At 64.5% G+C, this 12,526-nt stretch carries 12 protein-coding genes; 10 read left to right on the top strand and 2 right to left on the bottom strand.

The window, feature by feature from the left end:
- Positions 1-348: 348 nt before the first annotated feature.
- The 6 genes from HMPREF3036_RS07705 (at position 349) to HMPREF3036_RS07680 (ending at position 4,928) form a co-directional block, all read left to right on the top strand.
- Positions 349-822 (top strand): hypothetical protein, encoded by a 474-nt coding sequence (locus HMPREF3036_RS07705; protein ID WP_062333233.1) that lies wholly within the window; start codon positions 349-351, stop codon positions 820-822.
- On the top strand, positions 777-1,472 hold the full coding sequence (locus tag HMPREF3036_RS07700; protein WP_062333230.1) for a phosphoribosylanthranilate isomerase: 696 nt from the start codon (positions 777-779) through the stop codon (positions 1,470-1,472). The genes HMPREF3036_RS07705 and HMPREF3036_RS07700 overlap by 46 nt, the downstream gene beginning before the upstream one ends.
- Before the next feature lie 37 nt (positions 1,473-1,509).
- Positions 1,510-2,745, top strand: a complete 1,236-nt coding sequence (trpB, locus tag HMPREF3036_RS07695; protein WP_156469781.1) for a tryptophan synthase subunit beta — start codon at positions 1,510-1,512, stop codon at positions 2,743-2,745.
- Positions 2,746-2,801: 56 nt separating this feature from the next.
- Positions 2,802-3,623, top strand: a complete 822-nt coding sequence (gene trpA, locus HMPREF3036_RS07690; protein WP_062333236.1) for a tryptophan synthase subunit alpha — start codon at positions 2,802-2,804, stop codon at positions 3,621-3,623.
- 297 nt (positions 3,624-3,920) lie between these two features.
- Positions 3,921-4,241 (top strand): thioredoxin family protein, encoded by a 321-nt coding sequence (locus HMPREF3036_RS07685; protein WP_005434700.1) that lies wholly within the window; start codon positions 3,921-3,923, stop codon positions 4,239-4,241.
- Between the two features lie 249 nt (positions 4,242-4,490).
- Positions 4,491-4,928: a PepSY domain-containing protein gene (locus HMPREF3036_RS07680; protein WP_062333228.1), complete on the top strand. Its 438-nt coding sequence runs from the start codon at positions 4,491-4,493 to the stop codon at positions 4,926-4,928.
- 116 nt (positions 4,929-5,044) lie between these two features.
- On the opposite strand, the gene HMPREF3036_RS07675 is transcribed toward HMPREF3036_RS07680, so the two are convergent.
- Together HMPREF3036_RS07675 and HMPREF3036_RS07670 are read right to left on the bottom strand one after the other, a co-directional pair.
- On the bottom strand, positions 5,045-5,665 hold the full coding sequence (locus HMPREF3036_RS07675) for a LysE family translocator (protein ID WP_038006579.1): 621 nt from the start codon (positions 5,663-5,665) through the stop codon (positions 5,045-5,047).
- Between the two features lie 396 nt (positions 5,666-6,061).
- Complete coding sequence (locus HMPREF3036_RS07670; RefSeq protein WP_005434716.1) at positions 6,062-6,904, bottom strand: DNA-processing protein DprA; 843 nt, start codon at positions 6,902-6,904, stop codon at positions 6,062-6,064.
- Between the two features lie 603 nt (positions 6,905-7,507).
- On the opposite strand from HMPREF3036_RS07670, the gene HMPREF3036_RS07665 reads away from it, so the two are divergent.
- The 4 genes from HMPREF3036_RS07665 (at position 7,508) to HMPREF3036_RS07650 (ending at position 12,311) form a co-directional block, all read left to right on the top strand.
- A complete protein-coding gene (locus HMPREF3036_RS07665; RefSeq protein WP_005434717.1) occupies positions 7,508-8,941 on the top strand; it encodes a flavocytochrome c in 1,434 nt (477 codons plus the stop codon).
- A gap of 242 nt (positions 8,942-9,183) precedes the next feature.
- The gene (locus tag HMPREF3036_RS11580) at positions 9,184-10,716 is read left to right on the top strand and encodes an MFS transporter (RefSeq protein WP_082897409.1); all 1,533 of its coding nucleotides are present in this window, start codon (positions 9,184-9,186) and stop codon (positions 10,714-10,716) included.
- 12 nt (positions 10,717-10,728) lie between these two features.
- Positions 10,729-11,367: a 4Fe-4S dicluster domain-containing protein gene (locus tag HMPREF3036_RS07655; RefSeq protein WP_062333226.1), complete on the top strand. Its 639-nt coding sequence runs from the start codon at positions 10,729-10,731 to the stop codon at positions 11,365-11,367.
- Positions 11,368-11,597: 230 nt separating this feature from the next.
- The gene (locus HMPREF3036_RS07650) at positions 11,598-12,311 is read left to right on the top strand and encodes a TIGR00266 family protein (protein ID WP_062333223.1); all 714 of its coding nucleotides are present in this window, start codon (positions 11,598-11,600) and stop codon (positions 12,309-12,311) included.
- Positions 12,312-12,526: the final 215 nt, after the last annotated feature.

Raw genomic sequence — 12,526 nt, 5'->3', positions numbered from 1 at the left:
AAATGAGAGGCTTGCGGCGCACGGGTTCTGTCAACAGTTTCCCCACAACCCGCGGATGTCGAATCTGCGGGTTTTCTTTTATCCAGTCTCTCCCTCCGGTTCGGCAACCGCAAGCACCAGACAAAGGTTTTGCGATGTCAAGCCCAGTTCTCCCCCTCATCAGACAACTGCTCCTGAAGACCCTCAAGCCCGAGGCCAGGCCCTGGCCCGGCTTTCTCCGCGCGCCCGCCGGCACGGCCGGAATCCCCGCGGGACGCCTCCCCTGAAGCGTCCGCGAAAACACAGGATCAACTGAAAATCAATTGAAAACCAACGGAAAAAGCCGACCGGGAATGAAAGGAGCACGAAATGGATGCCCGACTTGAAACCCTCTACCGCATGCAGCCCCTGAGCGCTGCCGAAACCGACACCCTCTTCACCGAGGTCTTTGCAGGCAGCATGAGCGAGCCTGAGCTTGCGTCCCTTCTCACCGCCCTGAAGATGAAGGGCGAGACGCTCGACGAAATCCGCGGAGCGGCCGCCGCGATGCTGCGCGCCGCGAGGCCCTTCCCGAAATCCGCCTTCGAGGTGGGCGAGATCGTCGGCACGGGCGGCGACGGCGCGGGCACGATCAACGTCTCGACGATGACGGCGCTCGCCGCGGCGGGCGCAGGTCTCAGGATCGCCAAGCACGGCAACCGCGGCGTGTCGTCCCCGTCGGGCGCCTCGTCGCCCAGTCCGGCATCCGCACCCACGCCGACGTCGAGCGCGTCGCACGCGCGGCCCGCGTCTTCCTCGTGGGCTCCGTCCTCAATCAGGCCGACGACGTCTCGCTCGCCGTGAGAAGACTCGTCTTCGGCGAAATGAAGGTCTGCGGCATCACACGGGCCGACGATGCGACCAGGGCCGCGCTCGAGGGCTTTTCCGCAGCAGGCGTCGTGCTCGCGAAGCGCTCACCCAGAGCGGTCACACCCGAAGGACTCGCGGTCCTCTCGAATGAGATCAAGGAACGCACGAAGGCCCTCGGCCTCACGATGCCCGTCACGGCCGTCGTCGACACAGACGAAACGGACGTTCTCCGGGCCATCGCCTCGCCCGCCGCCGCAGGCGCCTTCACGCCCCTCCAGATCCACGGTGACGTGACGGACGCAGACCTCGAAGGACTTCGTGTCCTGTTTCCGGGAAAGGCCCTCCATCTCGCGGCCGCTCTCCCCGAGGACCCCGTCGCGCTCGCCGAGGCGGCCCGCAGGCTCGAGGGGCTTCTCGAGCGGGGACTCGCCGAAAGGATCGTCGTCGACGGCACCTCGGACGGCCTCGCGGGCGGACTCACGCCCGAAAACGCACGGTCCGCCGCAGCTGCGGGTGCGGCGGGGCTCGACGCGAACTCGGGCGTCGAGTCGGCGCCGGGCCTCAAGGATCCGCGCCTTCTGGCCCTCTTCGCGGGCGCCGTGCGGGGATGCCCCCGACGCAGCCCCGAAAACCGAACACACTGAACTACACAGAACCGAACTCGAAAAAGGAATCTCCATCATGCTGCTCAATCCCTACTTCGGCCAATACGGCGGCCAGTTCGTCCCCGAGCTTCTCCTTCCCGCCCTCGACCAGCTCGAGCGCGCCTACGTCGACGCGACGAACGATCCCGCCTTCAGGACGGAGCTCGACCGCCTGCTGACGACCTATGCGGGCCGTCCGACGCCGCTCACGAGGCTCACGCGCCTTACGGAGGGCACGAAGACGACGATCTACCTCAAGCGCGAGGACTTGCTGCACGGCGGCGCCCACAAAACGAACCAGGTGCTCGGCCAGGCGCTCCTCACGAAGCGCATGGGCAAGACCCGCGTGATCGCCGAGACGGGCGCGGGCCAGCACGGCGTCGCCACAGCGCTCGCCTCGGCCCTATTCGGCTTCAAGTGCAGGATCTACATGGGCGCCAAGGACGTTGAGCGCCAGAAGCCCAACGTCTTCAGGATGGAGCTCATGGGCGCCGAGGTCGTGCCCGTCACGGCGGGAAGCGGCACGCTCAAGGAGGCCTGCAACGCGGCCCTTCGCAACTGGGCCGAATCCTTCGAGGACACGCACTACATGCTCGGCACCGCCGCGGGCCCGCATCCCTTCCCGACGATCGTGCGTGAGTTCCAGAAGGTGATCGACGAGGAGGCCCGCGCCCAGTTCGCCGAGGCCGAGAACGGACTCCTGCCCGACGCCGTCATCGCCTGCGTGGGCGGGGGCTCCAACGCCATCGGCCTCTTCACGGACTTCAGGCCCTTCGAAGACACCCGCCTTATCGGCGTCGAGCCCGCGGGCATGGGCATCGCCTCGGGCAAGCACGGCGTCACGCTCGGCGAGGGTCAGCTCGGCATCTTCTTCGGCGCGCGCTCCTACAACATGCAGACGCCCGAAGGCCAGATCAACGAGTCGTACTCAATCTCGGCCGGCCTCGACTTCCCGTCGGTCGACCCCGAACACGCCCACCTCAAGTACACGGGCAGGGCCGAGTACGTGAGCGTCACCGACCGCGAAGCCCTCGGCGCCTTCCTCGAACTCTCCCTCAAGGAAGGCATCATCCCCGCGCTCGAAAGCTCCCACGCCCTCGCCTACGCGCTCAAGATGGCCCGCGCGGAACCTGAAAAGGAACAGAAGCTCGTCGTCAACCTCTCGGGCCGAGGCGACAAGGACATCTTCCAGGTGGCCGCGAGGCTCGAGGCCGATGGCTGCCTGAAGGACGGCCGCCTCAGCTCCGACGCACTCGGGGCCTACGCCGACTGAGATGCGGAAAAAGACTACGGAACACACAACGGAAACACTGCTGAATGAGAGACGCCATGACCGAACGCTTTGAAAACCTCTTCGCCCGACTCGCCCAAAGGCGCGAGGGCGCATGCGTCCCCTTCGTGAACCTCTGCGACCCCGATCCGGGGACCTCGCTCGCCGTTCTCGAAACGCTCGTCGCCTCGGGCGCCGACGCCCTCGAGCTCGGGATCCCGTTCTCCGACCCGTGCGCCGACGGCCCCGTCGTCGAGGCCTCCGCCGACAGGGCCCTCGCCAACGGCGCCACTCCCGCACGCTGCCTCGACGTACTGCGCAGGTTCAGGACCGCACATCCCGAGACGCCCGTCTGCCTCATGCTCTACATCAACCTCGTCGCGCCCCCCGGCGTCAGGCGCTTCATGCAGGCCGCCGCCGACGCGGGCGCAGACGCCGTGCTCATTCCCGACCTCCCGACGAGCATGCGCGAGGCCGAGCCCGAATGGGACGAGGCCGCCCGCGAGGCGGGCCTGCACCTCGTCGCCATCGTGCCGCCCAACGCCTCCGACGAGCGCGTCGCAAGAATCGCGGGACTCACGAGCGGATACACCTATCTGCTCTCGCGCGTCGGCATCACCGGCACCGACCACGCCTCGGGCACGCCCGCAGAGCGCATCATCCGCGACCTCGAGAGGGCCAAGGCCCCGCCCGCCCTGCTCGGCTTCGGCATCTCCACGCCCGAACACGTCAGGCGCGCGCTCGAAGCGGGCGCCGCAGGCGTCATCGTGGGCTCCGCCCTCGTGAAGATCGTCTCCGAACACCTCGGCGACAGGGACGCCATGCTCAAGGCCCTCGGCAGCGCCGCCGCCCCCTTCAAGGCCACCACGCGAACGGCCTGAAGAACCATGGACCACGCACGAATATTCCAAATGTTTTTGGATTATGAAAAAAAGGGCACCCGCAAACGAAAACTTCTGCTGGCGCCCTGCCTTCTTCACAAGAAACAGCGTCTAAACGCCTGCAACGCGGTTGCAAAAGATGTCTGACGTCCAACAGTCGCGTCACGCAAGCAGAAAACACTTGCAATTAGAGGATGGTACATGATAGGATGTATCTAACAAATCAAACGACGGCATCCCGGAGGCAGGCGAACCCGCCGCCCCGAAAGCTCCCGTCCTCTTGAAGGAGAAATTCTCATGAACGACATCGTGATGGTCAACGACGCCAACGTCGAATCCGTGATTGCAGCCGACAAGCCCGTGATTCTCGCCATCGGCGCGAGCTGGTGCCCCGACTGCCGCCGCGCCCAGCCCTTCTTCACGCAGCTCGCGGCTGTCAACGCCGAACGCGCCGTCTTCGCCTCCTGCGACTCCGAGCAGAATCCGCAGGTCGTCGCGAAGTACGCCGTGCAGCACATCCCGACGATGGTCGCGCTCAAGGGCGGCAGGGAAGTCGACCGGATCGTCGAGGTGAAGACGCCGGGCGAGCTCAAGGCCTTCGTCGAGCGCAACATCTGACGCCCGCACAAGTCCTTCTCAGGATCTCCCGATCCGAGATATCTTTTTGAGGCACCCGCAGGACAAGACGTCTGCGGGTGCCTTTTTGTCTGAAAAATTCGTTGCACTGACATAGGAAGTCCTCAGTTCCGCCCATGTCTGCGCTAATTTTCACTTCTTAGACTTCAGTCCGATTCGAACAGTGCGCCGCGGCAAGCGAGCCGCTCTCCCGCGCACCGGCAACTGCAACTGTTTGAAGAGGTTTTGACAATGAAGATCAAGAACACCACTGCCGCCATTCTCGCCGCTGCCGCCATGACGGCCGCCACCACCGCCTGGGCCGTCGACGCCGCCCCCGCATCCGTCCCGCAGATCACGGAAAACGCGCAGCCGCAGGTTGGCATGAGCGCCGCAACTGCTGCGGCCGAAGAGGCCTACGGCGGACAGACCCGCTCCGCCCGCCTGCACATGAGCCGCGAATACGGTCCCGTCTTGGACGTCCGCGTGGTGAAGGACGACGGCACGGACGTCCACACCTTCGTGGACGCGCAGACGGGCAAGGTGGTCGCCGCCGACGAATTCGGCATCGGCGAAGGTCGCCACATGTTCGACGGCCGAGGATACGGCCACCGCGATCACGACCGGGGCGACTGCGGCTTCGGCTTCGGTCACGGCTTCGGGTTCCATGGCGGCCGCGCCTGCTGGTGATAAATGATTCCGGCGCACGATGAGGCGCCCGAAATACAGGGATGAAGAACGGGAGCGGACTCGGAGCCGGCTCCCGTTCTTTGCTTTTGGGAACGAAGGCTTTGGAAAACCCGCCCTCAGGAGAAAACCGTGAAGACCGCGAGCGCGAGGAAGAGCACAGCGCTGCCGCGGTTGAGCCAGAGCGAAAATGCGGGGCTCTGCAGCTTCTTCGCCGCAGCGCCCGCCGCCCAGGCGATGGCCGAGAAGACGACGAAGGTGGCGAGGATGAAGGTGAGGCCCTGCACGACCATCTGAAGGACCAGAGCCCAGCCCGTCGTGCCGGGTGCGACGAACTGCGGGAAGAAGGCAAGGAAGAAGATCTGCACCTTCGGGTTCGTGATGTTCATGATGAGGCCGCGGCGCCAGAGTTGCACGGGCGAGAGCTCGACGGCGCGCTCCGTGCCGACGGGATCGGCCGCGTGGGTCCATGCACCCCAGGCAAGATAAAGAAGATAGGCGGCGCCCGCGAGCTTGATCGCCATGAAGAGTGCAGGAACGGCCGCGACGACGGCTGCAAGGCCACAGGCCGCGAAGAACGTCTGCAGCACCAGACCGGTCATGAGGCCGAACACGACGGTGACGCCCGCTCGCACGCCGTAGACGGCGCTCTGCGCGAGCACAAAGAGATTGTCGGGACCGGGAGCGGCAGAAAGCAGCAGGCTCGCGCCGAGGAATGTGAGCCAGACGGAGAAGGTCATGATGAGGGCCTGTTGTGCGTTGTGCAGTGTTGTTGTGTTTTGGCGGACCGTGCGGAAATGCACGGGACAAAAAAACCCGCAGCGGGCTACGGGAAGAGGCTTGGGCCTGCCGCACTGCGGGGAAACAGCAAGCTTCATATTGCGCGAGCTTCACCGGTTGAGCCAGGAGGTAATGATGCAACACGGGAGCTCGAGAGAGAAGCGCAAGTGCTTGCTTGAATCATCATAGAACAAGCATCCGCACTCAAGCCCCTTCTTTGAACGGTTCTTGCGGCACGTCAGGAAAGGCCAACGGACGGGTTTATTACTGCAGGTCCTTCATAGTAAAATGGATTTTTCCCTTCCGATTCAGGGACCTCCGGCGAGGCCCCGTCCTCTTCCCTCCTTGTCCTCCCATCAAAGCCACCAGACGGTGCTCCAGGGCGACAGCGCCTCCTCCACGTCCGCGGCGGACGAAACCGTCTGAACGAGCGGGCGTCCCTGCGAATCGAGGGGAGGATTCTCAAGAAGCCTGATCGCCCACGGCTCGCCCTCCTCGACGATCGAGTGCCACAGCAGCACGGGGTGTCCAAGCTCGAGCGAGAACGCGACCTCGCGCAGGGTGCTCGAGCCCTCCTTTCCCGCCATCACCAGACTTCCGAGCCCGAGGGCCGCGATCGCGCGGTTGCGTGCGCGAAGGCTCTCCGCGCGCTCCTCGTCCGTGAACGAGAGTCCGTTCACCTGAGGGGCGAGCGAGATGAGCAGGCCGTATTCGGCGATGCGGCGCGCAAGGCGCGCGTTGGCGGGCGGCCAGGGCTGCGAGAGCGGCGTCCCCATGACGGCGATGGTGCGCCCGACCGTGCCCGACGGACTCCTCGCCTCGAGCGCGCCCTCGTGGGCGGCGGTGTCGATGCCTGCGGCAAGCCCCGAGACGACGACGGCCCCGCGTGCGGCAAGCTCGCGGGCGACGCGACGCGCATCGGCGCGGGCTGAGTCGGACGCATCCCTCGAACCCACTATCGAGACGCGCAGCTGGCGCTCGGTGAGCGACAGGTCGCCTTCGTGCACGAGCACGGCGGGATGCTCCTCAAGGGCGGCAAGCTCGGGCGGATAGGAGGGATCGGAGGCGGCGACGAGCTTCGTGCCATCGGGGAGCGTCTCGTCGAGAAGACGCACGACCACTTCGCGACCCGCGCGTTCAAAGGGGCGCTTTTCAAGCGTGACGAGCATGTCAAAGGCGTCGGTGGGGATCTTGTGCATGGTTTCTCCTTGACGGATCGGGGAGCAGAACGCCGATGAAAGGCCTAGTTGGGGGCAGCTGGTCCGGAACACATGCCTGAAACGCCGTTTTTGCGGGGACGCGCGGCATTGGCCGGCCCTCGACTGTCCGTCTTCATGCAGTTCATCATAAAGGCCCCGTCCGATCAGTACCATTGGGTCTTTTGCCAAACGGGTTTACCCACTCGGGGAAAGCCCCATCAACACTACCACTCAGAGGGTATACCTGACCACGTTTCCCCCTATCATCAAATGCACCCGCATTCTGCGCAAGCTCCTCGCGCCGACATCATTCCACCCGCCGCCCGCCCATTTAAATAAGGGATCTAACCTACCTCTATATGGGTATTTCAACCTATTGAAAGCGGCACTTTTTTCCTCTTCTTCCCTCTCTCAGTGCGCTTTATTGCAAACGTTTGCGTTACGGCAAATTTCAGGGCGTCTTAACATGGGACTCTCCTCTATATTTAGGGCTGGAAAAAAAGCCGGACCTGTTGTCCGGCACACAATTTCCCGAATGCCCGCTAGGAGAGGTCCGAAGAAGACCGGCGGGGGTTCGGAAGACTTGAGATAGGAGAACTTTCCATGAAGAAGATTCTGGTTGCCACTGCTGTCGCCGCCGCCTTCGGCGTTTCCGGCGTTCAGGCTGCCGAAGACATCACCGTCGACGTCGCCGTGATCGGCGCGGGAGGCGCAGGCCTTTCCGCCGCAGTGGAAGCCGCCAACCTCGGCGCCAAGGTCGTCGTCGTTGAAAAGATGGGCATGCCCGGCGGCAACACGATTCGCGCCGCTGGCGGTCTCAATGCTGCCGGCACGGCCCTGCAGCAGGCCAAGGGCACGAAGGACTCCGTTGAAATCGCCTACTTCGACACGATGAAGGGCGGTCACTGGAAGAACGATCCCGAACTCGTTCGCACGCTTGTTTCCGGCGCTGCCGGCTCCGTCGAATGGCTCCTCGCCCTCGGCGGCGACCTGCGCGACGTCGGCCTGATGGCCGGCGCCTCCCAGCCCCGCACGCACCGCCCGACCGGCGGCGCCCTCGTCGGTCCTGAAGTCGTCAAGACCCTCTACAATGCCGCCAAGGCCCGCCAGATCGACATGCGCATGAACACGCAGGCCACGAAGATCCTCATGAAGGACGGCAAGGTCACGGGCATCCAGGTCACGAACAAGAAGGACGGCACCTACACGATCCACGCCAAGGCCGTCGTTGACGCCGCCGGCGGCTTCGGTGCCAACAACGACCTCGTCTCCAAGTACGTGCCCCGCCTGAAGGGCTTCGCCACGACGAACCATCCGGGCGCCACGGGCGACGGCCTCGTCCTCGCTGAAAAGGCCGGTGCCCAGCTCATCGACATGACCGAAATCCAGACGCACCCGACCGTGGTGCCGAAAGTCGGCGAAATGATCACCGAAGCCGTTCGCGGCAACGGCGCCATCCTCATCAACAAGGACGGCAAGCGCTTCTTCAACGAGCTCAACACCCGCGACGCGGTCTCCGCCGCCATCCTCAAGCAGAAGGACGGCGTGGCCTACCTCTTCTTCGACTCCGACATGCAGAAGTCCCTGAAGGCCACGAACAAGTACATCAAGCAGTCCTACTGCGTCTCCGGCGCCACGATTGAAGAAGTCGCCGGCAAGATGGGCGTTCCCGCCGCCGAACTCCAGGCCTCCATCGACGCCTGGAAGAAGGGCAAGGCTGCCGGCAAGGACGCCTTCGGCCGCGCCGACATGCCGCGCAACCTCGATCAGGCTCCGTTCTACGCCATCATGGTCACGCCGGCCGTCCACCACACCATGGGTGGCATCAAGATCGACTCCAAGACCCAGGTCTACAACACCAAGGGCCAGGTCGTTCCGGGCCTCTTCGCTGCGGGTGAAATCACCGGCGGCGTCCACGGCGGCAACCGCCTCGGCGGTAACGCCCAGGCCGACATCGTGACCTTCGGCCGCATCGCCGGCCAGCAGTCCTACATCTACGCGATGCAGGCCGCTGCCGCCGACAAGGCCAAGAAGTAATCGGACTCAAGCCGATGACTGAAGGCGCCGTCCTCAGGGACGGCGTCCTGCAGGCCTCCAAGAACTCCCGTCTGCCCTGCAGGCGGGAGTTCTTTCGTTTTTCCCTTCTCAAAACGCCTGCCGCCCCGATGTGTCACGGCGTTTCGCGCTCCAATCCGCACCCGGGTTTTCCCTAAGCCTCAGTCAATACAACAAACGCACCAAAGGCACGGCGCACGCACGCCGGCCAAAAAGGCAGCAACATGCCCAGACACCTTCTCGCCCTCGCGCTCGGCGTGTGTGCGGGCGTCGCCGTCATGGTGGTCGCCGCCCGCGGCATCGCGCTCTCGCGCATGCTCTACCTCCTGGCGGGTCTGATCTTCGCGGGAAACCTCTTCGCGGCCCTCGCCTTCGACTACTGGTCGATGCTCGCCGCACGATTCATCGCGGGCCTTCCGCACGGCGCCTACTTCGGCGTGGGCGCCATCGTGGCGATCAGTCTCGCGGCGCCCGGCCAGGCCTCGCGAGACGTCTGCCTGATGGTCACGGGCATGACGATCGCCAACCTCGTCGGCGTGCCGCTCGGCAGCTTCCTCGCGTGGTCGCTCTCGTGGCGCGCCACCTTCGCCGTCGTGGCCTGTGCGGCGCTCCTCCTCATTCTGGCGCTCAGGCTCTGGATGCCCCATGTGCCCGCCCTGCCCAACAAGGGCTTCAGAGCCCAGTTCCGCTTTCTCGGACACCTGACGCCCTGGCTCGTGCTCGGCGCCATCGGCCTCGGCAACGGCGGCTTCTTCGCCTGCTACAGCTACGTCAATCCCATCATGGAGACGGTCGCGAGCGTGCCCACCTCGCTCATGAGCGCCGTCATCGCGCTCGCGGGCTTCGGCATGAACGCCCTCATCTGGCCCTCGCCCGAACAGTATCAGGAGGCCATCAGGAAGGTCGACTTCTCGTTTGCCGCCGACAACTTCTACCGTGACGAAACGCATCACGACATGGACATCGTGTTGCCCGCCGCCCTCAACTTCGAGCGCTACGCGCCCTTCGGCGTGCACGGCCGCAAGGTGAGCGTGCACCGTCCCGTGAAGCCTCAGGGCGAAGTCTGGGAGGACTGGAAGATCGCCTGCACGATCGGCGCCACCGTCTGCGACCCCGAGACCTTCTTCCACGGCGATCCCGTCAAGGCCTGCGACTCGATCCTCAAGGACTGGGGCGTCACGTATGAAAAGCAGCAGGGCGTGCTTCCGAACCTGCAGACCGTGGAGTTCTTCCCGCCGCAGACGACCGGCAAGCACGAGAAGGCGCTTCTGCGCTTCGACGGCAAGCCCGGCTTCAGGACGCCGTCGGGCAAGATCGAGCTCGTCGCGAGCCTTCAGGCCAAGCACGGCTTCCCCGGCCTGCCCGTCTACGTCGAGCCGCCCAAGCCCACGGCCGAATATCCGTTCAAGCTCCTCAACGGCACGAGGCGCCCGTACATCACGCACTCGAAGACCCGTAGCGACCAGCCCTACCTGCTTGAGCTCGAACCCGAGAGCACGATCAACATGCACCCGAAGGACGCCGAAAAGCTCGGCATCAAGGAAGGCGACGGCGTCTGGCTCGTCTCGCCCTACTGCGACCACAAGGTGCGTGCCAAGGTCCGCGTGACGATCCTCTGCCAGCCCGGCCTCATCGACGCCCAGTACGGCTGGCGCGGCGATCAGGAAACGCAGCCGCTCATTCCGCGCAAGAACTGGGACCCGATCTCAGGCTACCCGTGCTGCAATGACGTCTGCATCCGCGTTGAAAAGGCATAAAGGAGGTTCACCATGTCCCGTTACGGCATCATCGTCAACGTCGACCGCTGCGCCGGGTGCTTTGCCTGCGCGGTCGCCTGCAAGGAAGAAAACCAGGTCGCTCCCGGCATCTTCTGGGAAAAGATCAAGCGCGACGAAAACGTCCGCGACAACGTCATCAACTGGTTCCGCATGAGCTGCATGCACTGCGACGATCCGGCCTGCATGAAGGTCTGCCCGATGAAGGCGATCCACAAGGGCCCGCACGGCGAAGTGCTCGTCGACCAGCAGAAGTGCATCGGCTGCAAGATGTGCGCCAATGCCTGCCCGTACGACGTTCCCGTCTTCAACACCGAAGGCAGGACCAGCTACTTCGGCGACAAGCAGCCGCTCGTCGTGCGTCCGGCCAAGCCTCACACCGAGCGCACGCCGGGCAAGGCCGAGCACTGCACGCTGTGCGTGCACCGCACCGAGCGCGGCCTGCTACCGGCCTGCGTCGAGGCCTGCGGCATCCACGCCATGACGCTCGTCGACTACGACAACCCGACGCCCGAAACCGCAAAACTCATCGAGGCCGCCCGCCCGATGAACGAAGCTACGGGCACGCATCCGAAGATCCGCTACATCGCAAGGCACATGGATGCCGCGAAGATGGCGGTGAAGCTCGGCTAGCCGCCGGCTGACTATCGGTCCTAAGGGGCCGCGGCCTTCATGGGAAGGACGCGGCCCTTCCTTTTTCCCGCCCATCGTCCTTCGGCTTGTCCTTCGATTCGTTCTCCCGCCGCGCCCTCCCGAAGGCGGAAAAAAAGAAAAAGCCTTTTCGGAATGTGACGCAGGGGATGGCGGCGAAGGCCGGCTTTCTATAATTGCATGATCATCGAATCACTTCCGGAGACCACGAGATGGCTGCTTTTGAGATTACGGGTGGAATCGATCCGCTCCTTGCGGTGACGCTTGAGAAGGGCGAGGCGATTCTCGCCGAGTCGAACGCCATGGTCGCCATGGACACGGCGCTCTCCCTCAAGGGAAAGACCCGCGGCGGCCTCATGGGCTCGATCGCACGCAAGTTCATGAACGACGAGACGTTCTTCCAGCAGAGGATCGAGGCGGACGACCAGGCGGGCACGGTGCTCCTCGCGCCGAACCTTCCCGGCGACGTGCGCATCCTCGACGTGGGTCCTGCGCAGTACCTGCTCTCGGACGGCGCCTTTCTCGCCTGCACCGAGGGCGTCGAACTCTCGACGAAGTCCCAGGGAATCGGCCGCGCGCTGCTCGGCGACTCCGGCGGCTTCTTCGTGATGAGCACCGAGGGCAGCGGCCGCATCGCCGTCTCGGGCTTCGGCTCCATCCGCGAGCTCGACGTCACGCCCGAGCGCCCGATCACGGTCGACAACGGCCACCTCGTCGCCTGGAACGCACGCCTGAGCTACGACCTGAGCATCAACACGGGCAAGAGCGGCTTCCTCGGCAAGCTCGTCAACAGCCAGACGACGGGCGAAGGCGTCGTGCTCAAGTTCCGCGGCACGGGCAAGGTCCTCGTCTGCTCGCGCAACAAGGGCGGCTTCCTCGACTGGATCCTCGGCAACATGCCCGCGCAGAAGACCGTCGAAAACTGACGCAGCCAAGGCACCCGACATGAACGCGAAAGGGCGCCCTGACCATTCGGACGGGCGCCCTTTCTGCGTCTTCGGCTCTCAGGATTTTTCCCTGCACCGAAATCCGCCTCCGGCACGTTGCGTCTTTGCCTGAATACGCCTTTCCTGCAGGGAATGAGAAGCGAATGCGCAAAATGACGGCGTTTTTCACAGAAACAGCCGCAGGAAGCCTCCGA

This window comes from Sutterella sp. KLE1602 (genome assembly GCF_001578585.1).
Lineage (GTDB): Bacteria > Pseudomonadota > Gammaproteobacteria > Burkholderiales > Burkholderiaceae_F > Sutterella > Sutterella wadsworthensis_A.
The sequence above is the reverse complement of the archived record's forward strand: the minus strand, read 5'-3'. Positions and strand labels throughout refer to the sequence as shown.